General features: G+C 68.9%; 21 protein-coding genes. 11 read left to right on the forward strand and 10 right to left on the reverse strand.

The window, feature by feature from the left end; translation table 11 throughout:
- Positions 1-68 precede the first annotated feature (68 nt).
- Positions 69-953 carry an oxygenase MpaB family protein gene (locus ACODSY_RS23015; protein ID WP_488954237.1) on the forward strand — a complete coding sequence of 295 codons (885 nt, stop codon included), beginning with the start codon at positions 69-71 and terminating at the stop codon, positions 951-953.
- A 3-nt stretch (positions 954-956) separates the two neighbouring features.
- On the opposite strand, the gene ACODSY_RS23020 is transcribed toward ACODSY_RS23015, so the two are convergent.
- From ACODSY_RS23020 to ACODSY_RS23040, 5 genes are all read right to left on the reverse strand, one after another.
- The gene (locus ACODSY_RS23020) at positions 957-1,661 is read right to left on the reverse strand and encodes a sensor histidine kinase (protein ID WP_488954238.1); all 705 of its coding nucleotides are present in this window, start codon (positions 1,659-1,661) and stop codon (positions 957-959) included.
- Positions 1,662-1,856: 195 nt separating this feature from the next.
- Positions 1,857-3,515, reverse strand: a complete 1,659-nt coding sequence (locus tag ACODSY_RS23025) for an N-acyl-D-amino-acid deacylase family protein (RefSeq protein ID WP_488954239.1) — start codon at positions 3,513-3,515, stop codon at positions 1,857-1,859.
- Positions 3,515-3,736: a hypothetical protein gene (locus tag ACODSY_RS23030; RefSeq protein WP_488954240.1), complete on the reverse strand. Its 222-nt coding sequence runs from the start codon at positions 3,734-3,736 to the stop codon at positions 3,515-3,517. The genes ACODSY_RS23025 and ACODSY_RS23030 overlap by 1 nt, the downstream gene beginning before the upstream one ends.
- The gene (locus tag ACODSY_RS23035) at positions 3,733-3,933 is read right to left on the reverse strand and encodes a hypothetical protein (RefSeq protein ID WP_488954241.1); all 201 of its coding nucleotides are present in this window, start codon (positions 3,931-3,933) and stop codon (positions 3,733-3,735) included. Before ACODSY_RS23035 ends, ACODSY_RS23030 begins: the two co-directional genes overlap by 4 nt.
- Before the next feature lie 86 nt (positions 3,934-4,019).
- The gene (locus tag ACODSY_RS23040; RefSeq protein WP_488954242.1) at positions 4,020-5,270 is read right to left on the reverse strand and encodes an acetyl-CoA C-acetyltransferase; all 1,251 of its coding nucleotides are present in this window, start codon (positions 5,268-5,270) and stop codon (positions 4,020-4,022) included.
- A 200-nt stretch (positions 5,271-5,470) separates the two neighbouring features.
- Between ACODSY_RS23040 and ACODSY_RS23045 the strand changes: the two genes are divergently transcribed.
- Positions 5,471-6,496, forward strand: a complete 1,026-nt coding sequence (locus tag ACODSY_RS23045; RefSeq protein ID WP_488954243.1) for a hypothetical protein — start codon at positions 5,471-5,473, stop codon at positions 6,494-6,496.
- An 87-nt stretch (positions 6,497-6,583) separates the two neighbouring features.
- The gene (locus ACODSY_RS23050; RefSeq protein ID WP_488954244.1) at positions 6,584-6,952 is read left to right on the forward strand and encodes a VOC family protein; all 369 of its coding nucleotides are present in this window, start codon (positions 6,584-6,586) and stop codon (positions 6,950-6,952) included.
- On the opposite strand, the gene ACODSY_RS23055 is transcribed toward ACODSY_RS23050, so the two are convergent.
- Positions 6,949-7,392, reverse strand: coding sequence for a nuclear transport factor 2 family protein (locus ACODSY_RS23055; RefSeq protein WP_488954245.1), 444 nt, complete (start codon positions 7,390-7,392; stop codon positions 6,949-6,951). The two genes, ACODSY_RS23050 and ACODSY_RS23055, sit on opposite strands and share 4 nt — an antisense overlap.
- Positions 7,393-7,573: 181 nt before the next feature.
- Here ACODSY_RS23055 and ACODSY_RS23060 point away from each other — a divergent pair, with 181 nt between their 5' ends.
- Entirely contained in the window at positions 7,574-9,580 is a 2,007-nt protein-coding gene (locus ACODSY_RS23060; RefSeq protein ID WP_488954246.1) for a hypothetical protein, read from the forward strand.
- 4 nt (positions 9,581-9,584) lie between these two features.
- Here ACODSY_RS23060 and ACODSY_RS23065 read toward each other — a convergent pair whose 3' ends face one another.
- Entirely contained in the window at positions 9,585-11,480 is a 1,896-nt protein-coding gene (locus tag ACODSY_RS23065; RefSeq protein WP_488954247.1) for a TonB-dependent receptor, read from the reverse strand.
- Positions 11,481-11,584: 104 nt separating this feature from the next.
- Between ACODSY_RS23065 and ACODSY_RS23070 the strand changes: the two genes are divergently transcribed.
- The gene (locus ACODSY_RS23070) at positions 11,585-13,693 is read left to right on the forward strand and encodes a winged helix-turn-helix domain-containing protein (RefSeq protein ID WP_488954248.1); all 2,109 of its coding nucleotides are present in this window, start codon (positions 11,585-11,587) and stop codon (positions 13,691-13,693) included.
- Positions 13,694-13,697: 4 nt separating this feature from the next.
- Here the strand turns inward: ACODSY_RS23070 and scpA are convergent, their stop codons facing one another.
- The 3 genes from scpA to ACODSY_RS23085 are packed head-to-tail and all read right to left on the reverse strand — an operon-like array spanning position 13,698 to position 18,341.
- On the reverse strand, positions 13,698-15,905 hold the full coding sequence (scpA, locus tag ACODSY_RS23075; RefSeq protein ID WP_488954249.1) for a methylmalonyl-CoA mutase: 2,208 nt from the start codon (positions 15,903-15,905) through the stop codon (positions 13,698-13,700).
- Positions 15,851-17,245 carry a methylmalonyl-CoA mutase family protein gene (locus ACODSY_RS23080; RefSeq protein ID WP_488954250.1) on the reverse strand — a complete coding sequence of 465 codons (1,395 nt, stop codon included), beginning with the start codon at positions 17,243-17,245 and terminating at the stop codon, positions 15,851-15,853. The genes scpA and ACODSY_RS23080 overlap by 55 nt, the downstream gene beginning before the upstream one ends.
- A 37-nt stretch (positions 17,246-17,282) precedes the next feature.
- Positions 17,283-18,341 (reverse strand): alpha/beta hydrolase, encoded by a 1,059-nt coding sequence (locus ACODSY_RS23085; RefSeq protein ID WP_488954251.1) that lies wholly within the window; start codon positions 18,339-18,341, stop codon positions 17,283-17,285.
- A gap of 207 nt (positions 18,342-18,548) precedes the next feature.
- Between ACODSY_RS23085 and ACODSY_RS23090 the strand changes: the two genes are divergently transcribed.
- From ACODSY_RS23090 to ACODSY_RS23115, 6 genes are all read left to right on the forward strand, one after another.
- The gene (locus ACODSY_RS23090) at positions 18,549-19,553 is read left to right on the forward strand and encodes an NAD(P)H-dependent flavin oxidoreductase (RefSeq protein ID WP_488954252.1); all 1,005 of its coding nucleotides are present in this window, start codon (positions 18,549-18,551) and stop codon (positions 19,551-19,553) included.
- Between the two features lie 95 nt (positions 19,554-19,648).
- Complete coding sequence (locus ACODSY_RS23095; RefSeq protein WP_488954253.1) at positions 19,649-22,114, forward strand: TonB-dependent receptor; 2,466 nt, start codon at positions 19,649-19,651, stop codon at positions 22,112-22,114.
- A 188-nt stretch (positions 22,115-22,302) separates the two neighbouring features.
- The gene (locus tag ACODSY_RS23100) at positions 22,303-23,337 is read left to right on the forward strand and encodes a sulfate ABC transporter substrate-binding protein (protein ID WP_488954254.1); all 1,035 of its coding nucleotides are present in this window, start codon (positions 22,303-22,305) and stop codon (positions 23,335-23,337) included.
- 6 nt (positions 23,338-23,343) lie between these two features.
- Positions 23,344-24,213, forward strand: coding sequence for a sulfate ABC transporter permease subunit CysT (gene cysT / locus ACODSY_RS23105; protein ID WP_488954255.1), 870 nt, complete (start codon positions 23,344-23,346; stop codon positions 24,211-24,213).
- 35 nt (positions 24,214-24,248) lie between these two features.
- Positions 24,249-25,046, forward strand: coding sequence for a sulfate ABC transporter permease subunit CysW (gene cysW, locus ACODSY_RS23110; protein ID WP_488954275.1), 798 nt, complete (start codon positions 24,249-24,251; stop codon positions 25,044-25,046).
- A complete protein-coding gene (locus ACODSY_RS23115; protein ID WP_488954256.1) occupies positions 25,018-26,094 on the forward strand; it encodes a sulfate/molybdate ABC transporter ATP-binding protein in 1,077 nt (358 codons plus the stop codon). Before cysW ends, ACODSY_RS23115 begins: the two co-directional genes overlap by 29 nt.
- Positions 26,095-26,096 lie beyond the last annotated feature (2 nt).

The raw sequence follows: 26,096 nt of genomic DNA on the forward strand, positions 1-26,096 counted from the left end.
ATGCCAATCCGAGTGTTCCGAGCGGGCCGCGGCCTTATGCTGAGGCCGACACGCGGCGAGGATTGCGGATGACGGCGTTCGAAGACACCACCCGGGCTGCGGCCCCCCCGCGGGCGAGGGCGTCGCGCGCCGGCCCGATGAGTGGGGGCAAGCTGGACTACCGCCAGCCGGCCGGCGATCGGGGGCTGTTCGGGCCGGACTCCATGGCCTGGCGGGTCCACGCCAACCCCGTCGCGCTGGCCGTCGGCGGCGTCGCGGCGGTGATCCTGGAACTGGCCGAGCCGCGCGTGCGCACTGGGGTCTGGGAGCATTCCACCTTCCGCACAGATCCCTTGGGGCGCATGCAGCGGACCGGGGAGGCGACGCTGATCACCACCTATGGTCCGACCAAGGCGGCCGAGGCGCGCGTGGCGATGGTGACCCGAATGCACGAGCGGGTCGGCGGCGTGACGCCCGAGGGGCAGGCCTACACGGCGCTGGAACCCGAACTGATGACGTGGGTCCATGTGACCGCGAGCTGGGGATTCCTCAACGCCTACGATCGATATGTCGCGCCTCTGAGCCGCGGGGACCAGGATCGTTACTTCGCGGAGGGCGGGCGGCTAGGGCGGCTGTTCGGCGCGCCGGAGCCGCCCGCGTCGGTGGCGGGCGTCGAGGGGTGGTTCGACCGCATGCGGCCGATGCTGGTCCCGCATCCGATCATCGACGAATTCCTGGGGATCGTGTCGACCACCTCGCCGCTGGGCCTCGCCGGCCGGGCGCTGCAGCCGCTGGTGGTCGAGGCGGCCATCGACCTGCTGCGGGTCGACATCCGCCGGAAACTTGGGCTGAAGGTCAGGCCGCTGCGGCTGGCGCTGGCGCGCAGCGTGCTGGGATTGATGGCGCGGGCGGCGGAACGGGCGCCGAGCCAGGTCGTGCGGGACGCCCGCGCGCGGGTCGGCAGGGTGGCCTGACGGCTAGTCGGCGTCCACCCAGGACTGGAACGAGCGATCCACCACGGGCGCGGCGCCGGGGATCGGTGCGCGGATCGTGAAGGTCGCGCCACCTTCGCCCTTGATCGTCATCGCGCCTTTCAGGTCGCGGACGATAGCGGCGACGATCGACATGCCCAGGCCGCTGGACCGGCCCGCGCCGGTGGTGAAGCCCTTGCCCTCGTCGGCGACCGTCATCACCAGCTCGTTGCCGTCGCGGCGGCTGGTGATCACCAGGCGGCCGCCGGGCTTGCCCTCGTAGGCGTGCTTGGCGGCGTTGATCGCGAACTCGTTGATGGCAATCGCGAGCTGCTGGGCCATGTCGCCCGGCACGCTGGTCAGGTCGGCCTGGATCGAGCACTTGAGGCCGGTCGTCGCGGCGATGGCTTGGCAGAGACCGGCGAGGAACGGGCTGAGCTCGACCGACGCGCGGTCGGCGTGGTCGTACAGGTAGCGATGAAGCTCGCCCACGGCCACGAGGCGGGCGCGGCTAGCTTCCAGCGCGGCTGCGGCCACCGGATCGCGCGATCTGAGCTGCTCGAACACCAGCATGTCGGCCGCCAGCTGAAGGCTGTTGGCGATGCGGTGGTTCAGCTCCTGGATCTGGCGCTCCTGACTGGCCAGGCGCGCGCGGGCGGAGGAGAGTTCCCGGGCGAGGCCCGGATCGGATGTCATGGCGCTGGCGAACATCGAATGCGCCCCCAAATTACAGTAGAGCTCGTTTTCCTGTGCGAGACGTCGCGTTTTGCGCCGTCGGTTGTTCAACAACCGGATGCCGTCCCTAGTTCCCAATATTGAAAGATGAATTGGGCAAAAGAACGGCGTCGCCGAATATACCGACTAGCGATAACGCGTTAACATCTTGGTAATACTTAGGGCGCGGCGTCAGACGCAGACGACGCCCGATCGGCTGTCGGTATATGCGCCCCCGGCGTAGGCCACCTCGCCGTTCACCAGCACCGTGTCGACGCCGCGCGCCGCCCGGACATAGCGCATGCCGTCGCCCGGCATGTCGAAGGCGGGCAGTTCGGGCTCGCGGTCGATGGTGTCAGGATCGAATACCACGATGTCGGCCGCCAAGCCGGGCTTGAGGCGCCCACGGTCCTTGAGGCCCCAGATGTCGGCTGTCTCGCCCGTGATCTTGGCGACCGCCTGCTCCAGGCTGAGTGCGCCGGCCTTGCGGACGAACTCGCTGAACAGATAGCCGGTGTCGCCGTAGGTCGAGAACGAAGCCAGGTGAGCGCCCCCGTCGCTCGCGCCGATGTGGACCAGCGGGTGGGCCAGCATGGGGCCAATGCGATCGGTGGATTGGTGGCCCTGGCTGGCGCTGAGGAAAGCCACGTCCAGGCCATGTTCCAGGCTGAGGTCGATCAAGGCCTGGGCCGGGACCTGGCCGCGCGCCTTGGCGATCTCGGATAGCGTCCGGCCGGCCAGCTCGGCCGGGGCCGCGTCGCCGCCGCGCAGGACCAGGCGGCCCATCATCGCCTCACCACCATCCGGGCCGGTGTCGGCTACCATCTTGGCCACCGTCTCGGGGTCGCGCAGAGCGGCCAGGCGGGCCTCAAGCGGCTGGCGCAGGATGCGCACCCAGCGGGGTAGGCGCGCAAAGAACAGGCTGGGGCGCAGCAGGCTGAAGCTGATGTCGATCGGTCGTGTTTGCATCTGGGGCCAGACGCGGGCGCCACGGGCGAACTGCTCTTCCACGCGGGCGATGGCGCGCGGCGCATTGTCGGGCACGGCGGAGGTGTCGAACAGCGGCGAGAAGGTCGTCGGGATGTTGTGCTTGAGACTGAGCTCGGCCAGTTGGTCGATGCGCGCGATGGTGATGTCGGTGGCGTAGAACTCGGGCACGCATTGCAGCATGCGGTCGTACTCGCCCAGCACGGCGCAGAGCGCGTCCAGTTCCTCGAACTGGGCGAAGCGGCTGGGGACCGGGCGGCCGTTCTCGTCGACATCGACGAAGCTGGTCGACAGGCCGACCGCCCCGGCGTCCAGGCATTCGCGCAGCAGATCCTGCATGGCGGCGATCTCGTCGGGCGTGGCGGCGCGCTCCTGCGCGGCCGGGCCCATGACCCACAGGCGGATCAGGCTGTGGCCCACGAGCGGGGCGACGTTGATCGACAAGGCCTTCTCGATGGCGGCGCGGTAGCCGGCGAAGTCTTCCCAGCTCCACTCGAAGGCGGTGGTGAAGGCCTCGGGCGGCATCTCCTCGATCTGCTGGAACATACCCACCACCCGACGGCGGTCGGCAGCCTTGAGCGGCGCCAGGGAGAGGGAGCAGTTGCCGGGCACGACGCAGGTGACGCCGTGCTCCAGGGCCGGCCGCGCCGCGCCGTCCCAGAGAAGCTGGACGTCGAAATGGGTGTGGGGATCGATGAAGCCGGGGGCCACGACGCGGCCGCCGGCGTCGACCACGCGGCGGGCCTCGCCTGCGACCTCGCCCACGGCGGCGATACGCCCGTCCTTGACCGCGACATCACCCTTGAAGGCGGGAGCGCCTGAACCGTCGACCACCAGGCCGTTCCGCACGATGACGTCGAACATCAGCTTCCCTCCACGATCCGCCGCCAGGACTGGCCCACCAGTTCGCCCAACGCCGCCGCGCCGCAATTCTTCATCAGCCGCAGGCCCGTCTCCTCGTCGAGAACGACGGGCCCCTCGGCCCCGTTCGGATGCCGCAGCCGCACCAGCAGTTCGGTCGAGCCGTCGTGGCCGGCGACAAGATCCGCCGCGACGATGACCGCTTCGTCAGCCCTGGGGCTCACGACAGCGGAGGCTCGACGAACACCACGTCCGACCCCAGCAACAGGCCTGGCGGCCTGCGCACCGCGAAGATGTGCAGGTTCCAGCTCTTGATCGCGTCCACCGCGGTTTCCACGGTCTGGTCGGGGAGGGCCCGCACCGCGAGCTCCTCCACCGTCTCCTCCGGCCCCGGCGTCACGAAGCGGCGCTGCCGGGACAAGGTGCGCCCAGGCGAAGTGGCCGCCGGTTCGCCGCCCGGGGCGCGCCTCAACGACGAATCTCGAGCGCCGTCGCGCTCGGGCGCCACTAGACGCGCTCGACGATGATCGCCGGCGCCATGCCGCCGGCGGCGCACATCGTGACCAGGCCGCGCTTGAGGTCACGGCGTTCCAGTTCGTCGACGATCGTGCCGATCAGGATCGCCCCGGTCGCGCCGATCGGGTGACCCAGCGCCATGGCGCCGCCGTTCACATTGACCTTCTCGCGGTCCAGCTTCAGGTCGCGGATGAACTTCTCGGCGACGACGGCGAAGGCTTCGTTGATCTCCCACAGGTCGATGTCGTCGACCGTCAGGCCCGCCTTCTTCAGCACCTTCTGGGCCGCCGGGACCGGCGCGTTGAGCATGAGGGTGGGGCTATCGCCGACATTGGCCATGGCGACCACGCGGGCGCGCGCCTTGAGGCCGTTCTTCCGGGCGTACTCCGGCGACGCCAGCAGGACGGCGCCCGAGCCATCCACGACTCCCGAGGAGTTTCCGGCATGGTGGAAGTGCTGGATCTTCAGGTCCGGATAAACCTGGTTGATCAGGCCGGCGAAGGTCGTGCCCTTGGCGTCGAGCGGGACATTGGCCATGGCCTCGAACGAAGGCTTCAGGCTGGCGAGGCCCTCCCGCGTGGTCTGCGGCCGCGGGAACTCCTCGCGATCCAGCGCCAGCGAGCCGTCTTCGCGATAGACCGGCACCAAGGCGCGGTCGAAGTGGCCGTTGCGGATGGCATGGTCCGCTCGCTGCTGGCTCACATAGGCCAGCTCGTCCAGCGCCTCGCGGCTGATGCCTTCCATGGTGGCGATCGCGTCGGCGCAGATGCCCTGGTGGCTCTGCGGATGCCGGGCCCGCAGGCGCAGATTGCCCGAGTCCATCAGCATCGGGCCGGCCTCCGGATCGGGCTTCGGCGCGCTGGACGCGGTGTAGGACATCATCTCGCAGCCGCCGGCGATGACCAGGTCTTCCATCCCGGACATGATCTGGGCGGCCGCCAGGTTCACCGCGGTGATGCCGGATCCGCAGTAGCGATCCAGCGTCACGCCGCTGGCCTTGATGTCGTAGCCGGCGTCGAGGGCAGCCATGCGGCCCATGTCGCCGCCTTGCTTGCCGCGTTGGGACGAGGTGCCCCAGATCACGTCGTCGACTTCGGCGGTGTTCAGGTCGTTGCGCTCGGCCAGAGCCTTCAGGACCGCGGCGCCGAGGTGCTGCGGGTGATGGTCGGCCAGGGCGCCCTTGCCCACCTTGCCAATCCCGCGCGGCGTACGCGCAGCGTCGATGATGAGAGCTTCGGGCATGATCTTTCCTTGCGATGGGTCGGCTTCGCCGTTTGGAGGAAGATTCTGCGCCGTCCGTAAGGTCAGTCTAGGGGGGTTTGATCCAGGCGCGGCGATCCGGCGCGCCATACCGAACTTTTGAAACATCGGCGCAAAGTTCCAAGACCACTGATACCGTCGGCCGACGCGGCGAAGGACCGCGCATGGCAGGGAGCACCGGAATGAACATGAAGCTGATGGCGCTGGCTGCGCTTGCGAGCCTGGCGGCCGCTCCGGCGATGGCGCGCGACGTGGGCGGGGTGGTCTGCACGACCCCGCAAGCCGGCCGTTGCGACGGCGAAGCCTGCAACGGCGCGCCGCTCGCGAACCTGGGCAACGCCACCGACGCCAAGACGGGCCGCAAGTTCTGGCTGGACTACCCCTGCGACCTCAAGCCGGGCGAGAAGGTCACTTTCATCCTGAACCTGCACGGGGCGGGCTCGGTCGGTAACTGGCAGCGCCACTACTTCCCAGCCTCGGATTTCGTCCAGAAGTACCGGCTGGTCGTGGCGACGCCAACGGCCGCGACGGCCACGCCCGTGCGCCGCTGGGACGGGGCGGCCGACGACGCCTATCTGCAGAACATCACCGATTTCGTGTTCGACAGCTTCGGCAAAACCGATATCCGCTCGATGTGGTTGGCCGGGCATAGCCAGGGCGGCTTCACCTCGCGGCGCATTGTCTGCAGCGACTACTTCAAGAACAAGGTCGATGGCTGGCTCAGCCTGTCCGGCGGCCGGATCGGCCAGGCGCCGTTCGTGAAGCAGTTCGGACCGCCCAAGGCGGATGGCTCGCCGCCGGACCCGCGTCCCGCCGGACCCAACCCAATGGCCAACGACAGCCCGCCCACCTGTGACTTCTCGCACATCTTCGAGGTCGGCCAGTGGGAGATCGACGCCCTGCCTGACACTTCTCCCTGGGCCGAAAAGTACGGCTGCACGCGGCGTGTCCGCGAAAAGGACATCGTGGACGAAAAGGGCGGCCACGTCTGGGATTACGCCAGGGCGGGCTACAAGGTTTGGGGCCGCAAGGCCGCTCCCGGCACGAGCGAACTCTTCGCCTGGCAGGGGTGCCAGGGTGGACGGGTGGTGGCCGATGTGGTGAGACTCGACAAAGGCCATACTGAAGCTTTGGAACCCAAGGTCACGGAAGCCTTGGTCCAGATGATCGTCGCCGCGCCGGGTGGGAAGGCGCAGACGGGAGGCTGACGCCGGATGGCGGATGCCGGACGCCCTCCTCAGCTAGCACCGGGGGAGGGCGTTTCCGTCTTGGTCGCGCGGGCGTAGGCTCCCGCCATGCTGCGCCATGTGAAGTTCGCCAACCTGCCGGTCGCCGATCAGGATCGCGCCGTCGCCTTCTGGCGGGATCGGGTGGGCCTGACCGTCGCCGCCGACGAGGCCTATGGCGAGGGCTTCCGTTGGATCGAGCTGAGCGTGGGCGACGCCGTGACCCGGGTCGTCCTCGTGCGTCGGCCCAACGAGGCGCCCTCGGAGCAGCCCGACCTGATCCTAGTCTGCGACGACCTCGACGAGACTTGCGCGACGTTGAAGGCGAGGGGTGTCGCGTTCACCCAGGATCCCACGGCGGCGCCCTGGCGGGCGAACGAACGCTACGCCCTGTTCCGCGACAGCGAGGGCAACCTCGTGATGCTGGGCGACGGCTAGTCCTGCGGGAGGGCCAGCGAGGCCTGGCCGAACGCGTAGCGCCAACCGGAGGACGTGCGGACGTAGGTGTCGCTGAACCAGAGCGTGCGGTCCGATGCCTTGCCGGCCGAGGTGTACTTCAGGCGCAGTTTGGCCGTGACCACCGCAGTGTCGTCGCCGAACATCCGGACGGTCTGGCTGCCGGGCGCCTCGTCCTGGATCTCGTAGACGATGGTCTTGCCCCGGGCTTCCTTCAGCAGGTCCTCGCGGGTCACCACGGTCCCGGACCCGACGACCAGGGTCATCTCCGGATGGAGGATCTTCGCCATGGCCTCGGCGTCGTTCGCCTTCACCGCGGCTTGGTAGGCGACGTCGAGCGCCGCGACGGTCGCGCGGTCGTCAGCGGCTCGAGCGGTGGTCGCGAACACGGCGAGCGTCGCGATAGCGAGGGCGATCTTCAAGGCTGTGTGCTCCTGAGCTTCGACGCTCGGCGATAGCCTGGGCCCGGCCCGCCGGCTGGCGGGAAACGGCCGTCATAGGCGGTCATTCTTCGAAATATTGGTGTAACGAAGCCCTTGGAAAATGACGGCGCGTTCAACTTCGGGACCGCCGAAGCCAAGCATTTCCTTTGGGGGAGATTCCATGAGCACCGCCCGTTTCGGCGTCCTGGCCCTGCTGGCCTCCACGGCCCTGCTGTCGAGCTGCGCCACCGACCAGGGCGCGCCCAGCGCCATGGCCGCCGGCTCGGCGATCAACGCGTCGGCCACGGCGCCAGCCAGTGTCGACAACTTCATGCTTGTGGACGCCAACCTGGAAGCCCACGAGCTTTACCGTCTCGGCGACGCGCCGGCGGTGGTCATCATAACCCAGGCCAACGGCGACGCCGCGATCCGCGCCGCGGCCCCGGCGCTGAAGACCCTGGCCTCGACCTACGGGGCCAAGGGCGTCGAGATCATGCTGCTGAACTCCAGCCTGAAGGACAGCCGCGAGGCGATCCTCGCCGAGGCGGCCAAGGCGGGCATCGAGCTGCCGATCCTCATGGACTCCAACCAACTCATCGGCGAGGGCCTGGGCGTCACGCGCTCGGCTGAGGCGTTCGTGATCAACCCGAAGACCTGGACCGTGGCCTATCGCGGCCCGGTGGCCGGCGTCGGCGCGGCGCTGGACGCCCTGGCCGCCGGCCAGCCGGTTCCGGCGTCGACCGCCTCGCTGACCGGCGCCGCCATCGCGTTCCCCGAGCGCGGCAAGGGGGCGAAGCTCACCTACGTGAAGGATGTGGCTCCGATCCTCGAGGCCAAGTGCGTGGCCTGCCACCAGGAAGGCGGCATCGGCCCGTTCGCCATGAGCAACTACGAGATGGTCAAGGGCTTCTCGCCCATGATCCGCGAGGTGATCCGGACCGACCGGATGCCGCCCTACAACGCCGACCCACACGTCGGTCGGTTCTCGGACGACAAGAACCTGTCGCCGGCCGAGATCAAAACGCTGGTCCATTGGATCGAGGGGGGCGCGCCGCGCGGCGAGGGGACCGATCCGCTGGGCGCGGTGAAGCACGTGGCGGCCGAGTGGCCTCTCGGCAAGCCCGACATGATCATCGACATCCCGGCCTTCAAGGTCCCGGCGTCGGGCATCGTCGACTACCAGCGCCCCGCCATCGCGAACACCCAGACGGAGGGCCGCTGGATCCGGGCGACGACCGTGAAGCCGGGCGACCGTCAGTCGGTCCACCATGTGCTGACGGGCTGGATGGCCGAGATGCCCGCCAACGGCCAGTCCTCGGAGACTCGCTGGAAAGGTTCGGTGGGCGGCTACGCGGTGGGCGCGGAGTCCAACATCTATGCGTCGAACGTCGGCAGCTACCTGCCGGCGGGCGGCGCCATCGGCTTCCAGATGCACTACACGCCGTACGGCAAGGAAGCGGTCGATAATTCGAAGATCGGCGTCTACTTCTACGACAAGCCGCCCGAGCTGATGATGCGCAGCGTGGTGGTGATCGATCCCACCATCACCATCGCCCCGAACACCGCGCGGGCGAAGGAAGTGGCCTACGTGGAGTTCCCCAACGACGCGTTGCTGTACTCGGCGTTCCCGCACGCCCACTACCGCGCCTATTCCAACGACCTGTGGCTGCAGACGCCCGACGGCAAGAAGACGCTGCTGCTCAGCCTGCCGCGCTACGACTTCAACTGGCAGCGGGCGTACACGTTCGACAAGCCGATCAAGATCCCGGCCGGCTCGCGGATCATCGCCAACTACGTCTACGACAACTCCAAGCGCAATCCGTCCAACCCCGACCCCACGATCAAGGTCACCTGGGGCGAGCAAAGCCACGAGGAGATGCTGTTCACCCAGCTCTCGTTCCGCTGGCTGGACGAGACGGCCGCCAAACAGGTCGACAGCGACGCCCGCTTCGCGCCCACGCGCCTGATGGGGATGATGGACGACAACCTAGACGGCAAGCTGCAGAAGGCCGAGGCGAAGGGCCAGATGGGCCAGATGATCGCCAACTACTTCGACCGCATCGACACCAACAAGGACGGGGCGCTCGACAAGGCGGAACTGGCCGCCGCCCAGGCCATGCTGCCGGGCCGCCGCGGCCGCTCGGCCGAGGCCAACAACGCCCCGGTCGCACCGACCAGCGGTCGCTAGGGCGTTAGCTGAGGGTGAGGGTCAGCATGGCCCTCACCGTCCTGGGCGCGATCGGCCACAGGAGGCCCGACGGCGAGGCCCAGTAGCCCCCGGCGCCGGTGAGGTTGGACGCGAGCACCCGGAACTGGGCCGGCTTGCCGCCCAGCTCGAACCTTCGCCGCGCGCCCAGGCTGAGCGTGGCGACCGCCGGCGTCTTGTACGTGTTGGCCGTGTCGGCCCAGCGCTCGCCGGAGTAGCTGAGCTGCGCGTCCATGGACCAGCCGGCGGCGACCTGCCGCTCGATGCTCGCGTTGGCGACCACGTGCGAGATGCCGGCCGCGCGCGGGCCCACCAGGCCGGCGTCGACCAGCGGGCCGGTGATCTTCGGCGTGAAGGCCACGGTGCCCAGGACGATGCTGGTCTTGGCGTCCAACTGGCCGGCCAGCGAGCCCTCGACCCCCCGGTGCCGCACCTGCCCGACGTGACCGAACGTGCCATCGACGCGGAAGCCGGTCGTAGGTTTCGAGACATCGAACAGGGCGCCGATAAGCACGAGGCCGGACGTCAGGTTGTGGCGCAGTCCCAACTCGAACTGCTCGGACTCCACCGGCGACAGCACCTCGTCGCGGTTGACCGCCGAGGTGGGGGCGACCCCGCTCTCCTCCAGGCCGGTGACCCAGCTGCCAAAGATGGCCGTGCGCGCCGTGAGGCTGACCACGGCCGAGGCGTTGTAGAGCGTGGCTTCGCTGACGCCTTGGCTGCGTACGCCGGCCTTGCTCAGCACCTCCTTGTCATAGCGCGTCCGATGGGCCGCGAGACGCACCTGCAGCCGCTCGGCCCAGGCCAGGCCATAGCCGACCGACCCGGTAACTTGCTCCACGGTGTCCAGGCCGCGGGTCCCGCTCCACGGCCGTTCGACGCCGTTCGGCTCGTCGTCGCGGAGGTCGAAGGCGCCGAGCGGGATGGCGACCGTCGAGGCGAGATCCACCCGGCTGCGGCGGGCGCGCACCGAGGCCGAGAGGAGATGGCTGACGTCGCCTGTGTCGAAGCGCCGGCCCAGGCGCGCCTCGGCTGAATCGGAAATGTTTCGCTTTCCGGGGCTGCGATAGGTGGTCGCGAAGGCGTCGCCGCCAGCGCGGGTCTCGATGATCGTGAAATCTCCGCCGTCGCTGTCGAACTGCGAACGGAACGCGGCGAGGTCCACCGTCCAGGGACCGAAGCGGCCATCGTAGAGGACCCCCAGATTGGCGTTCATGGCTTCGACCCGCGCCCAGTCCGGCGAATACTGGTGCAGCTTGCGAGCGTCGGGTGGGGCGGCGCCGTCCGTCGGCAGGAAGGCGTAGTCGCCGTCGTAGCGGCGACGGTAGAGCGAGGCGAACACCCGCACCCGCTGGTCCGTGGCGACGTTCCACGACCCCACCGCGCCCACGTCGATGGCCTTGCCCTCGCTGCCGGCCGACCAGCGCACCTGGGGGCGCCATACGAAGCCGCCGGCCAGGCCGAAGCGGTCGTCCTCGGTCCTCCATGAGCCGTCGCCCTGGACCACCCGCGTCCCGAAATCGCGAAGCCCGGCGCCCAGGCGCACCTCGTTCGTGGGCCCCGGCGAGCGCAGCCGGTAGTTCACTGCGCCCGAGGGTGCGGGGTAGGCGAGGCGGGCCGCGTTGACGCCGACCCGGATGCCCACGCCAGCCAGGACCGGATCGTTCAGCGGCGACACGCGGCTGAAGTAGGCCTCCTCGATCCGATAGGCGCCGGAATCGTTCATGTCGAAGCCGCGGACCTGGCCCTCGTCATAAAGTCCGGACTGCTCGGTTCCCACCCGCTCGCCGAAGGCGTCGGCGGCGGTGCGGACGGCGCTGTCCTGGGCTGCGGCGGGGGACGCGGCGGCAAGGGTCAGCAAGAGACCCGCGATACGTGACATCGTTGTAATCCCGGCGAACGTGGCTGTTCAGACCCGGTGGTTTGTCCGATGCTCGGCCGGGGACGGCGTGGCTGCGGGCGTGATTTCTGCGTGATGGTTTCACGATGAACGAACATGTCGCGCTATGGCCGAAGCTCACGCTGGCCCGCGAGCTGCCGTTCGCGCTGGCCGGTACGCTGGTGCGTCCATCGGCCCTCGAGGTCGAATTCGCGGGCCGGGTCACCACCCTCGAGCCGAGGGTGATGAAGGTGCTGGTGGCGATGCAACGCGCCAAGGGCCACCCGGTCAGCCGGGATGAACTGATCGACCTCTGCTGGGACGGCCGCATCGTCACCGACGGCGCGCTGAACCGCTGCGTGGCCCAGCTTCGCAAGGCGTTGGACGAAAATCCGCGGATCAAGCTCGATACGATCCCGACGGTCGGCTACCGCCTGCAGGCCGGCGCGGACGTCCAGCCGCTGCCTACGGCGGCGAACGCGGACACGCCGCCCGGCGAAGCGCCGCAGGCCGTCGCGAGGGCCTCAACGCCGCGGCGCTGGCTGCTTGCTGGCGGCGCCGCGGCCGTCGTCGTGGCGATCGCCGCCGCGGCGATGCTGCTGCTCTCGCCGCGCCCCGTGACCTGGACGGCCGACGCCTACCATCAACTCACGGCCGAAGCGGGCATGGAGACGCACCCCGCGCTCTCGCCCGACGGCCAGCAGATCGTCTACGCCCAGCGGCCCGACTCGACCGTCTACCGTGACCTCTACATCCGCGGCATCGACCAGGGCACGCCGGTGCGCATCACCAGCGACCCGAACGACGACCACAGCGCCGCCTGGTCGCCCAGAGGCGACAGCATCGCGTTCATCCGCACGACCCCCGGCGGCCACTGCGCCATCCTGGTCGTGCCGATGCCGGTGGGCCCGGAGCGCACCGTCGCCCGCTGCCAGGAGGCGGTCTACAGCCGCGTGAGCTGGGTGAACGGAGAGACGCTGGTGTTCGGGGACCGGGCCACGCCGGATGTCCCCTGGCGCCTTCGATCGGTCGATCTCACCAGCGGGATGGTCAAGGACCTCACCGCGCCGTCGCCCGAGACGCTCGGCGACAGCGACCCGATGGTTTCGCCGAACGGCAAGCTGGTGGTGTTCCGCCGAACGTTGCTGCACGGCGCCGACGACCTGTTCCTGATGGACCTGAAGACCGGTCGCGAGCGGGCGTTGACGACCGATGGCTGGAAGGCGGCCGGGTACGTGTGGTCGCATGACAGTCGCCACATCTTCTATTCCTCGAACCGCGGCGGCGAGTTCGGCCTCTGGACCATCGACACGGCGCGGCGCGACCCACCGAAGCGCATCAGCCTTGGCGCTGGCCAGTTCACCTTCAGCCGGATGTCCAGCGACCGGCACGACCGCCTGGCGGTCGAGGCGCCGCAGACCCGGATCAACATCGTCGCCATGGGGCCCGACGGCGTCATCACGCGCGTGACGAACCATTCCAGTTCCGACTGGGAACCCGAAGGCGCCGCCGACGGGACTGTGGCCTACGTCTCGAACCGGTCGGGCGCTTCCGAGCTGTGGATCACCCGACCGGACGGGCAGTCGGTGAAGTTGACCGACATCATGGGCAGCTACACGCACTCGCCGGCCTGGTCGCCCGACGGCCAGACCATCGCCTTCGTGGCGGTGAAGGGCCGCAAGGCCGAAATCTACACCGTGGGCCGCGACGGCTCGCGGCTGCGCGCGGTCACTTCCGACGGTCTCGATAAGCTGGACCCGGTGTTCACGGCGGCGGGCGATCGCCTGCGCTATGTGCAGCGCACCGCCGCCGGCTACCGATTGATGGAGATCGCCCTGACCGGGGCCGCGCCTCCGCAGGAAGTGGCCGGCGGCCGCGGCCTGACCGGCCTGCGCCGCGCGCCCGACGGGCGTTGGTTCGGCCAGACGCTGATGGATTCGCGGGTCGTGGTGGTCGGCGGCGCCGCGGGGCCGGACGTGACGGTCGGGCCCTACGACACCTGGACGGTGGGACGCGACGGGATCTACGTGTTCGTCGTCCGTGGGGCGGCCAATCCGCCGGCGGTCTGGCTGCATCCTTGGACCGGCCCTGCGCGCAAGTTGCGCGAAGTGGGCGGTGGCGGTGACATCGGCATCGCGGCCGACGGCCGCGCGCTGTTCTCGCAGTACGACAACGAGCAGGTCGACCTGGGGCTGTTCGAACTGACCAGCCGCTAGGCGGCTACTGCGCCGCCTGCTCCTGGGCGTATCCGAGCTGTTCGTTCAGGCGGTCGAGGACCGTGATCGCGGCTTCGGGAATGACCGTGCCCGGCGCGAAGATCGCGGCGACGCCCATGTCCTCCAGGGCCTTGAAGTCCTCAGGGGGAATGACGCCGCCCACGAACACCAGGATGTCGGGTCGGCCTAGCTTGGCCAACTCGGCCTTGAGCTCGGGAACAAGGGTCAGGTGGCCGGCGGCCAGCGAGCTTGCGCCCACCGCATGCACACCGGTCTCCACGGCCTCCGCGGCGGCCTCCGCCGGCGTCTGGAACAGGTCGCCGATCTCGACCTCGAAGCCCAGGTCGGCGAAGCCCGAGGCGATCACCTTCTGGCCGCGGTCGTGGCCATCCTGGCCCATCTTGGCGACCATGATGCGCGGCTTGCGGCCGTCGGCTTGCAGGAAAGCCTCGGTCATCGCGCGCGCGCGATCCGAGGCGGGCGTGCTGCCGGCCTCGCGCAGGTAGACGCCTTTCACGGCGTCGGCGTGGGCCTTGTGCCGGCCGAACACCTTTTCGAGCGCGTAGCTGATTTCACCGACCGTGGCCTTCGCGCGGGCGGCGTTCACCGCCAGCTCCAGGAGATTGGCCTTGCCCGCCGCTCCGGCGGTGAGGGCGTCGAGCGCGGCGGCCACGGCCTCGGGGTCGCGCTCACGCTTCAGCCGGTTCAGCTTCTCGAGCTGGGCGTTGCGCACGGCGGTGTTGTCGACCTTGAGCACCGGGATGTCGTCCGGCACGTCCGGGCGATAGCGGTTCACGCCGACCACGCTCTGCTTGGCCGAGTCGATGCGGGCCTGGATGCGGGCCGAGGCTTCCTCGATCCGGCGCTTGGGCAGCCCTTCCTCGATGGCCTTGGCCATGCCGCCCAACGCCTCCACCTCGGCGATGTGGCCCAGCGCGCGCTTGGCGAGGTCGGCGGTCAGGCGCTCGACGTAGAAGCTGCCGCCCCAGGGGTCGACGACGCGGGGCTGGCCGCTCTCCATCTGCAGGAAGAGCTGGGTGTTGCGCGCGATGCGGGCCGAGAAGTCTGTGGGCAGCGCCAGGGCCTCGTCCAGCGAGTTGGTGTGCAGGCTCTGGGTCTGGCCGCCGGTGGCGCCCATGGCCTCGATGGCCGTGCGGGGGACGTTGTTGAACACGTCCTGGGCGGCGAGCGACCAGCCGCTGGTCTGGGTGTGAGCGCGCAAAGCCAGCGAGCGTGCGTCCTTGGGATCGAACTCCTGCTTCATCAGCTTGGCCCAGAGCAGGCGGCTGGCGCGCTGCTTCGCGACCTCCATGAACATGTTCATGCCGGCGCACCAGAAGAACGACAGGCGCGGCGCGAACTGGTCGACCGTCATGCCGGCGGCGACGCCCGCGCGGACGTACTCGATGCCGTCGGCCAGGGTGTAGGCGAGCTCCAGGTCCAGCGTCGCCCCGGCTTCCTGCATGTGGTAGCCGCTGATCGAGATCGAGTTGAACCGCGGCATCTCCTTGCTCGTGTACGCAAAGATGTCCGCGATGATCCGCATCGAGGGGCCGGGCGGGTAGATGTAGGTGTTCCGGGTCAGGAACTCCTTCAGGATGTCGTTCTGGATCGTGCCGGCCAGCTTCTCGTGCGGCACGCCCTGTTCTTCCGCCGCCACGATGTAGAGCGCCAGGATCGGCAGCACCGCGCCGTTCATGGTCATCGACACGGTCATCTTGTCGAGCGGGATGCCGTCGAACAGCGTCCGCATGTCCAGGATACTGTCGATCGCCACGCCGGCCATCCCGACGTCGCCGGTCACGCGCGGATGGTCCGAATCGTAGCCGCGGTGGGTCGCCAGGTCGAAGGCGATGGACAGGCCCATCTGACCGGCGGCGAGGTTACGGCGGTAGAAGGCGTTGGAATCCTCGGCCGTGGAGAAGCCCGCGTACTGGCGGATCGTCCACGGGTTGGTGGCGTACATGGTCGGGTAGGGGCCGCGCACGAACGGGGCCAGGCCGGGGAAGCCGCCCAGCGCGGTCAGGCCCTCGATATCGGCGGCGTCGTAGGCCGGGCGAACGTCGATGCCCTCGGGCGTGGTCCAGGGCGCGCCGGTCGGCTTAGCGAAGGCGCCAACGTCGCCGTCGAAGGGTAGGGAGGCGAAATCGGGGAAGCTCACGCTGTCACCTCGTGCTTTTCGGACAGCCGCATGGGCTTGAGCGCAGGGCATCTGCCGTCAGGGCCGGGCAGGCGGGCGGTCTCGGCGTCGAGGCTGGCAGGCGCGGCCTTGTCGACGTCCACCGGCGTCTGGTCGGTGGGTGGGAAGGCGGTGACGCCCAGGATCTTCGGCTCGCCTCGCGCCGCCACGGCCGCGTTCACGTCCTGGGCGACCAGGCCCTTCTCCAGCGCGGCGATGATCCCGCCGGCCGCCTCTATGGTCTGCAGACGGTCCCAGGCTGCCCGGGCGATCTGGTCGGTGAGGCTTTCGATATAGCCGGATCCCGCAGCCGGATCGGCAACGCGGCCGATAGCGGCCTCCTCCAGCAGGACCAATTGGGTGTTGCGGCTCTGGCGGCGGCCGAAGGCGGTGGGCAGGCCAAGGGCGTCGGTGAAGTTTCCGAGCACGACAGCGTCCGCGCCGCCGGCCGCGGCGCCGAAGCCGGCGGCGGTCAGGCGGATCATGTTGGTCCAGGGATCCTGGGCGGTGAGCATCCGGCGCGAGGAGCGGGCCTCGATCCGGGCCTGGGCGGGCGCGCCCGAGGCCGTGGCGATGCGGGCGAAGACGGCGCGCGCGGCGCGCAGCTTGGCCAGGGTCAGGAAATAGTCGCCGTCGGCGGCCAGCCCCAGGGTGATGCGCGCGAAGGCTTCGTCGACCGGCAGACCGGCGCGGACCAGGGCCTTGGCGTAGGCGATGGCGGACGCGGCGGCCACCGCCACCTCCAGCGCCTCGCCGCCGCCCGCCTCGTGGGCGACCCGGCCCGAGGCCAGGAACAGCTGCGCCTGCGGATAGGTCTGCGCGTGGCGCGCCGCCACGGTGGCGGCGCTGACGATGTGGCTTTCGATCGGCCCGGGGCTGGCGCCGGCTTCAGCGAAGGCGCCGAGTGGGTCGAGGTTGAGGTTCAGCTTCGCCCCCGGGGAGGCCTTGGCGACGGCATGCAGCGCGTCCGCGGCCTTGGGACCCAAGAAGCCGGCGTCCAGGCCCACGGGGGCGAGCTCGACGATGATGTCCTTCAGCGCGCGGCCGAGCGCGTCGGCCGAGGCGTGGCCCTTCACGATGACCGAGGCCGCGCCGCCTTCCAGGTCGGCCAGCAACTCGGCGTTGACGCGCGCGGGGTCCGCCTGGGCGGAGAGCACGCGGATGTCCCACGGACGCTCTTCGTCGAACGGCCGGGCCGGGAAGGCGGCGGCCGCTTCGCTGGCGGCGTACAGCGGCGCGATGGGCAGGCCTTCGACGGTGGTCTTCGTCAGGCTTTCGAAGGGCTTGTCGCCCAGGGTCTTGGCGACCAGGGCGCGCCAGGCGTCCTCGCCGGTGGGCGGAATTCCAGGGTCGAGAACGCTCGTGTCGGCCATGGGGCGAATTGCCCCTCCGCACGCGCGGGCGTCAAGTTCACGCAGGGGTAGCGGGCTCGGGCGTGCGCGGCGCCAGGCCTGGGTCCCGCACGATCCGCCAGACGCGCTTGTTGGCGATGTATTCGCGGTTGGGGATCTCCTCGCTGTCCACATCGAGCAAGGTGGCGGACATGTCGGCGGCCATGGCGCGACTGTTGATGTAGTAGCTGTGCCCCACCACGCGGTCGGCGCTCATGGCCACGTTGCGGCAGTCGACCAGGGTCACCTTCTTCGGGATCAGGTCGATCAGACGCGGGCCGTCCGAGCCGAGGCGGTCGGGATTGGACTTGGTCTTGTCCGAGATGATCAGGGCGCGGTCGTTGCGGTTGAAATAGACGGTCACCCGGCGGCCCATGCGCGGCAGCAGGCGCAGCTTCTGATCGGTCTCGAAGGTGTCGTCGTCCTCGTCCGGCGCGGCCAGCAGGATCTGGTCGAACAGGCGGGTCAGCTTGTTGGGATCCTTGGCCAGGATCGCCTGCAAGCCGTTGCGCAACACATAGGCCCCCATGCTGTGCGCCAGCAGGTGCAGGCAGCGCTGGCAGTGCTCCTCCTCGCCCAGCTTGGCCACGAATTCCTGCAGCATGAGGTAGGCGCGCGCGAGCGCCGGTCCCGAGGCGCGGCCGTCCTCACGGTCGCTGTAGTAGGACATCCATGGGACCTTCTCGCCGTCCGAAGGCCAGCTGAAGACGACCAGGTTGAGCGTGCGGCCGTCCAGCTTCACCTCGTCGGCGATGCGGGCGGCGGCGTGCAGGGCGTCGAGGAACGCCACGTTGAACCCGTGGATGAAGACCAGGGTGTCCGACTTCTCGCCCGCCATGGCCTTGTGCAGGTCGCTGAGTAGGTTTTGCGAGCCCGGCTTGCTGTCCTCGGGCCCCTTCTTGTCCTCGTAGACCGTCACGCCTTCGAGCGACGGACCCGACTCGCCCACCTTGTAGTCGGCGTACCCGAAGCGGAGGGCAGCGACGCCATCGGGGTTGAAGTGCTTACCGAAGACAACGAGCTTGTTGTCGGGCTGATAGTTCCGGTTGGTGGCAAAGAACACACGGATGTCGGCCATGGCTTCCCCCCATTTCAGGACGCGGCCGGCAGTCTGACCAACTCAAAGGCGATCGCGCAACGTTGTTCTACCGCTGCGGGCGCAGGCCGCCTCGCGAACTGGCGTGACCCGACGTTATCGTGTCAGCCTCGACTCCGAGCTCGGTGTTGCCCGCCGTCGCTTACTGACGTACAACGTAAATCTAACAACCGTTCGAGGACTCGCTCCATGGCCCTGCCGCCCGTCCTGCGTGATCGCCTCCGCCTGCCGCTGATCGGCAGCCCGCTGTTCATTATCTCCGGCCCGGAGCTGGTGATCGCCCAATGCAAGGCCGGGATCGTCGGCTCGTTCCCGGCGCTGAACGCACGGCCGGCCTCGATGCTGGACGAATGGCTGCACCAGATCACCGAGGAACTGGCCATCTGGGATCGCGACCACCCGGATACGCCTTCCGCGCCCTTCGCGGTGAACCACATCGTGCACAAGTCCAGCGACCGGCTGGAACACGACGTCGAGGCGACCACCAAGTGGAAGGTGCCGGTGATCATCACCTCGCTGGGCGCGCGGGAGGACGTGAACGCCGCGGTCCATTCCTATGGCGGCGTCGTGATGCACGACGTGATCAACGACAAGTTCGCCCACAAGGCCATCGAGAAGGGGGCCGACGGCCTGATCCCGGTGGCGGCCGGCGCTGGCGGGCATGCCGGGCACCTGTCGCCGTTCGCGCTGGTCCAGGCGCTGCGCGAATGGTTCGACGGGCCGATCGCGCTGTCCGGGTCCATCGCGCACGGCCGTTCGATCCTGGGCGCCCAGGCTATGGGCGCCGACCTGGCCTATGCGGGCTCGGCCTTCATCGCCACCAAGGAGGCGCGGGCGGATCCCGCTTACCAGGAGATGATCGTGGCCTCGACCGGCGAGGACATCACCTACACGAACCTGTTCACCGGGGTGCACGGCAACTATCTCACGCCGTCCATAGTCGCGGCGGGCCTGGACCCGAACGACCTGCCCAAGTCCGACCCTTCGGCGATGAACTTCGGCTCGGGCGGCAACCAGAAGGCCAAGGCCTGGCGCGACATCTGGGGCTGCGGCCAGGGGATCGGCGCGGTGAAGCACGTGCCGACCGCCGCGGAACTGGTCGGGCGCCTGTCCGAGGAGTACGAGGCGGCCAAGGCCGAGCTGGCGACGAAGACCTCGTTTACCGCGGGCCGCGTCCTGATGGCGGCGGAGTAGCGTTTAGGAAATCTGCGGGCTCACCCAGCTTAATCCCATTTAGTCGATAGGAATAAGAGGTCTAAGTTCCCCCAACACGAGCTGGGGGACCTGAGATGACTTCGCCTGCGCTGCGCCCAACCGCTTCCGCCGCCCTCCTGGGGCTTCTCGTCTGCGGCGTGGCGTCTGCAGCCCTTGCCCAGCCTGCGGCCGCGACGGCGCCGGGCGTTGACGCCGCCGCCGAGGCCGTGGACGCCGAGGCGGGCGCGACCGTCGGCGAGGTGACCGTCACCGCCCGTCGTCGCCAGGAGACTGTGCAATCCGTGCCGTTGGCCATCTCGGTGATCGGGGCGGACAAGGTGGACGCCACCGGCGCCTTCAATGTCGGCCGCCTGCAGCAGCTGACGCCGACGCTGCAGTACTATTCCTCGAACCCGCGCAACACGGCGGTGAACATCCGCGGTCTCGGCGTGCCGTTCGGCCTGACCAGCGACGGGTTCGAACAGGGCGTCGGCTTCTATATCGACGACGTCTACAACGCGCGCGTCGCCACCGCGACGTTCGACTTCCTGGACGTGTCGCGCATCGAGGTGCTGCGGGGTCCGCAGGGCACGCTCTACGGCAAGAACACCACCGCCGGCGCGGTCAACATCACCACCAACCAGCCCACGTTCGACTTCGAGGCCAAGGCCGAGGTGACGGCGGGCAACCTCGCGTTCAAGCAGGCCAAGGCCGCCATCTCCGGCCCGCTGACCGACACCATCGCTGCCCGGCTGGCGATCTCGACGACCACCCGGCGCGGCACGATCTACAACGTCACGAGCCGCCAGCACGTGAACGCGCAGGACAATCTCGGCGTCCGCGGCCAGATCCTCTACAAGCCCAGCGACAACCTCGCGATCACCTTCGCCGGCGACTACAGCGAGCAGGACGCCGAGTGCTGCGCTCAGATCTTCGTCCGCACCGGCGCGACGCAGCGGCCGCTGAACCGGCAGTACGCGGCGCTGGCCGCGGCCCAGGGTTATGTCGTCGCGAGCACCAACCCCTTCGACCGTGTGACGGATGTCGATGCGAACCTGAACGCGGGCAACAAGATCGGCGGCGCCTCTGCCCGGGTGGTCTGGAACGTCGGACCGGGCACGCTGACCTCGGTCACTGCGTGGCGCTTCTGGGACTGGAAACCGGAAAACGACCGCGACTTCCTGGGTCTGTCGATCGTGTCGAAGTCGCAGAATCCGTCCCAACAGGACCAGTACTCGCAGGAGCTGCGCTACAACTACGCCGCTGAGCGCTACGACTTCGTGGTGGGCGCCTTCGCCTTCAAGCAGCGGATCGACACCCAGGGCACGGAACAGCAGGGGCCGGCGTCCAGCCGCTGGAACATTGCGCTGAGCAACGCCCTGTCGAACGATCCGACCGTCCTCGACGGCCTGGTGGCCCGCAACACCCAGTACCTGAAGAACACCAGCTTTGCGCTGTTCGGTCAGGCAAGCTGGAAGGTCACCGACGCCTTCACGATCCAGCCCGGCCTGCGGCTGAATTACGACAAGAAGGAAGGCTTCTATCAGCGCCTGGTCTTCGATGGGCAGGGGGTTCCGGTCCTGCTCGGCCAGACGGGCGCCAGGCGGGTCGCCCAGCTCGCCGTGTTCACGCCGCAGCTCAGCGCCCCAGAGTTCAGCGACTGGAATTTCAGCTACGACCTGACGGCCAGCTATCGGTTCACGCCCGACGTGTTCGGGTATGCGACCTACGCGAAAAGTTTCAAGACGGGTGGCATCAACCAGAACGGCCTGCCGACGGACGCCGCCGGCAATCCGATCGCCGCGGCGGGGCGCATCAAGCCCGAGGACGTCGACCACTTCGAAACCGGCCTGAAGACCCAGTTCTGGGATCGGCGGGCGACGCTGAACGTCTCGGCCTTCCGCACCGACATCAGGGACTACCAGGCGACGGTCACGAACGGTCAGTTGGGCGTGCTGCGCGGCTACCTCGCCAACGCCGGCAAGGTTCGCAGCCAGGGTTTCGAATTCGATCTCGCCGTACGGCCGAGCGAGCGCTTCACCGCCTACGCCAACGGCGCCTACACCGACGCGACCTATCGAAAGTTCGTCGATGCGCCGTGCCCGCCGGAGTTGTCCGGCGGGACGGCGGTGGCGGCGGGCCAGACGCCCAGTGCGCCCGGCACGCCCGGCGGTCTGAGTCCCGCCAACTGCGACATCTCCGGCCAGCGCCTGCCGGGGGTCTCCAGGTGGAGCTTCTCGTTCGGCGCCGAGGCGAACCTGCCGACGACCTTCCTGGGCAAGGAGGGCGAGGCCTACCTGGGCTACGACGGCAGCTATCGTTCCAACTTCTCGTCGAACCCGTCTCCCTCGGCCTACACCTGGGTGGACGGCTATTCGCTGTCGAACGTCCGGGCCGGGTTCCGGACGCTGGACGGCCTGAACCTCTACGCCTGGGTGCGCAACGCCTTCGATGAGAAGTACTTCGAGCAACTCGCGGTCGGCCCCAGCAACACCGGCCTGATCGCCGGCCAGCCGGGTGATCCGAGGAGGTGGGGCGTGACCCTGAAGGCGGCCTTCTGAGGCCTGCCGGCCTGCGCAATGCGCCGGAGCCGTCGCAGAAATTCTGTCACGGCTTCGATCGAAAACCTACTTAACTGATGGGAATAATGGAATCTATGTTGCGCTCCGGCTCTACCGACGCCGGACGAGGAGGCGCCGCCCGCTTCAGTACGCGTCCTAAGGCCCGCGACACCCAGGAACCTTCATCCATGACGCACCACCACACCCTAGATCGCCGCCGCCTGCTCGCCGCGAGCGCCGCCCTGGCCGGCGCGGCCGCCGTGCCCGGCTTCGCCGCGGCGCAACGCAAGCCCTTGACGCTGCTGAACGTGAGCTATGACCCGACGCGGGAGCTCTACAAGGACGTCAACGCCGCCTTCGTGGAATGGTGGAAGGCGAATGGGGGCCGGGGCGCGCCCACGATCCAGCAGAGCCACGGGGGCTCGGGCAAACAGGCCCGCGCGGTGATCGACGGCCTGGAAGCCGACGTGGTGACCCTGGCCCTAGCCTATGACATCGACGAGATCGCCGCGCGCGCCAAGCTGCTGCCCGCCAACTGGCAGGGCCGGCTGCCAAACAACTCCGCGCCCTACGTCTCGACCATCGTGTTCCTGGTGCGCAAGGGCAACCCGAAGGGGATCCGCGACTGGGGCGACCTGATCAAGCCGGGCGTGCAGGTGATCACGCCCAACCCGAAGACGTCGGGAGGCGCGCGCTGGAACTATCTGGCGGCCTATGCCTGGGCGCTGAAGCAGCCGGGCGGCTCGCCCGCCAAGGCCGAAGCGTACCTCTCGGCGCTGTTCAAGAACGTGCCCGTGCTGGACACCGGCGCGCGCGGCTCGACCACGACGTTCGCGGAACGCGGCCTGGGTGACGTGCTGCTGGCCTGGGAGAACGAGGCTTACCTATCGATCGAGGAGTTCGGGCCCAAGTTCGACATCGTCTATCCGAGCCTCTCGATCCTGGCCGAGCCGACGGTGGCGCTGGTGGACAAGAACGTCGACCGGCATGGAACGCGCGCCGCGGCCCAGCAATACCTGCGGTTCCTCTATAGCCCGAAGGCGCAGGACCTGATCGGCAAGCACCACTTCCGGCCCCGCAATCCGCAGGCCCTCGCGAAGTACCGCGGGAAGTTCAAGACGATCCCGCTCGTGACCATCGACGGCCAGTTCGGCGGATGGAAGAAGGCCCAGGCGACACACTTCGCCGACGGCGGCGTCTTCGACAGAATCTACCGGCGCTAGGTCCCGATGACGGCGGCCACCTTGGCGCCCCTGGCGGGACGCGTCCGAACGCGCTGGAAGCAGCCCAGCATCCTGCCGGGCTTCCCGCTCGCCATGGGCTGGACCCTGACCTACCTGGGCCTGGTCGTGGTCCTGCCGCTGACAGCGCTCGTGCTGCGGCCTTGGGAATCCGGGCTGGCCGGCGTGTGGAACACGCTGACCGAGGACCGGGTGCTGGCGGCCCTGCGCCTCAGCTTCGGGACGTCGTTCCTGGCGGCGCTCACCAACATCCCGCTGGGCCTGATGACGGCCTGGACGCTGACCCGCTACGAATTCCCTGGCCGCCGGATCATCGACGCCCTGGTGGACCTGCCGTTCGCCCTGCCCACCGCGGTGGCCGGCATCGCGCTCACCGCGATCTACGGACCCAATGGGGTGCTCGGCGAGCCATTCGCCCGGCTGGGGATCAAGACCGCCTACAGCCCGATTGGCATCTATATCGCCCTGCTGTTCATCGGCCTGCCGTTCGTGGTGCGCACGGTGCAGCCCGTGCTGCAGGATCTCGACCGCGAGGTCGAGGAAGCGGCCCAGACCCTCGGCGCCACGACTCTCCAGCGCTTCTGGATGGTGGTGCTTCCCGCGGTCGGGCCAGCGCTGATCTCCGGCTTCAGCCTGGCCTTCGCCCGGGCGGTCGGCGAGTACGGCAGCGTGATCTTCATCGCCGGCAACATGCCGCTGAAGTCCGAAATCGCGCCGCTGCTGATCGTCATCAAGCTGGAGCAATACGACTACGCCGGCGCGGCGACGGTCGGCCTGGCGATGCTGGTGATCTCGTTCGGCGCCCTGCTGGCGGTGAACGGCGCCCAACTCTTCCTGGCCCGGCGGGGGCGGGCATGATCCGCGCCATTCGCCTTCCGGGCTTCGCGCCCCTGATGCTGGCGGCCACCCTGGCTGTGCTGGGCGTACTGATCGTCCTGCCGCTGGGCGTGGTCTTTCAGCAGGCGTTCGCCAAGGGCTTCGCGGCCTATCTGGAACCGCTGGCGCAGCCCGACGCGCTGCACGCCATTCGGCTGACCCTGACCGTGGCCGCGATCTCCGTGCCGCTGAACGCCGTTTTCGGGGTGGCGGCGGCCTGGGCGATCGCCAGGTTCGAATTCAAGGGCAAGAGCCTGCTGGTCACCTTCATCGACCTGCCATTCTCGATGTCGCCGGTGGTCTCGGGGCTGGTCTGGGTGTTGCTGTTCGGCGCCCAGGGCTGGTTCGGATCCTGGCTGCAGGACCACGACATCAAGATCATCTTCGCCACGTCGGGCCTGGTCCTGGCGACGGTGCTGGTCACGCTGCCGTTCGTCGCCCGCGAGCTGATCCCGCTGATGCAGGACCAGGGCGCCGACGAGGAGGCGGCGGCCCTGACTTTGGGCGCCGGCGGCTGGACCACGTTCTGGCGGGTGACGCTTCCCAACATCAAGTGGGCGCTCCTGTACGGCGTCCTTCTGTGCAACGCCCGCGCCATGGGTGAGTTCGGCGCGGTCTCCGTCGTCTCCGGCAGCGTCCGTGGCCTGACCACCACTTTGCCGCTCCACGTCGAGGTGCTCTACAATGACTACGAATTCGTCGGCGCTTTCGCGGCGGCCTCAATCCTGGCCGGCCTCGGGCTCGTCACCCTGGTCATCAAGACCGTCCTCGAATGGCGTCATTCCGGTGAACTTTCAGCGAGCCGACGACACTAGCTCTGCGACCGCGCTCGAGATCAAAGGGGTTTCGAAGGCCTTCGGCCGCTTCCCGGCGCTGAAGAGCGTTTCGCTGCAGGCCAAGGACAAGGAATTCCTGGCGCTGCTCGGCCCGTCGGGGTCGGGCAAGACCACGCTGCTGCGCGTGCTGGCAGGTCTCGAGACGCCCGACGCCGGCGAGGTGCGCTTCGGCGGCGAGGACTTCCTGTCGCTGCCGGTGCGCCGCCGCAAGGTCGGGATGGTATTCCAGCACTACGCGCTGTTCCGGCACATGACCGTGGCCCAGAACATCGCGTTCGGCCTGACCGTCCGGAAGCGCACGGACAAGCCCAGCAAGTCCGAGATCGCCGACCGGGTGAACCAACTGCTGCAACTCGTGCAGCTCGAAGGCCTGGACAAGCGCTTCCCCTCGCAATTGTCCGGCGGCCAGCGGCAGCGCGTGGCGCTGGCCCGGGCGCTGGCGATCGAGCCCAAGATGCTGCTGCTCGACGAGCCGTTCGGCGCGCTGGACGCCCAGGTGCGCCGCGAGCTGCGTCGCTGGCTGCGCGAGCTGCACGACCGGGCGGGCGTGACCACCGTGTTCGTCACCCACGACCAGGAAGAGGCGCTCGACCTCGCCGACCGCGTGGCGATCCTGAAGGACGGCGAATTGATCCAGCTGGGTTCCCCCAACGAGGTCTATGAGCACCCTGCCAACCCGTTCGTTTTCGATTTCCTGGGACAGGCCTGCCGCCTGCCGGGCGTCGTCGACGAAGGGCGGCTGCGGATCGCCGACTGGGAATCGGACGCCCCGGCCGGGGCGCCGCAGGGCGTGGTCGAGGTGTTCTTCCGCCCGGACGAGGTGGCCTTCGCGCCGGCCGATGGCGTCGGCCTCGCCGCCGAGGTGCGGGGTGTGGCCCAACGCGGCCCCGACGTGCGCATCGACTGTCAGGTCGAGGGCGCGCCGATGGAGCTGATCGGGCACGGTCCGACCCTGCCGCCGGGCGTGAGCCCAGGCCTGGCGGTGAGGATCAAGCCGCTTCGTCCACAGGTTTACGCGGCGGGTTGAAT

The organism is Phenylobacterium sp. FG114, assembly GCF_057809855.1.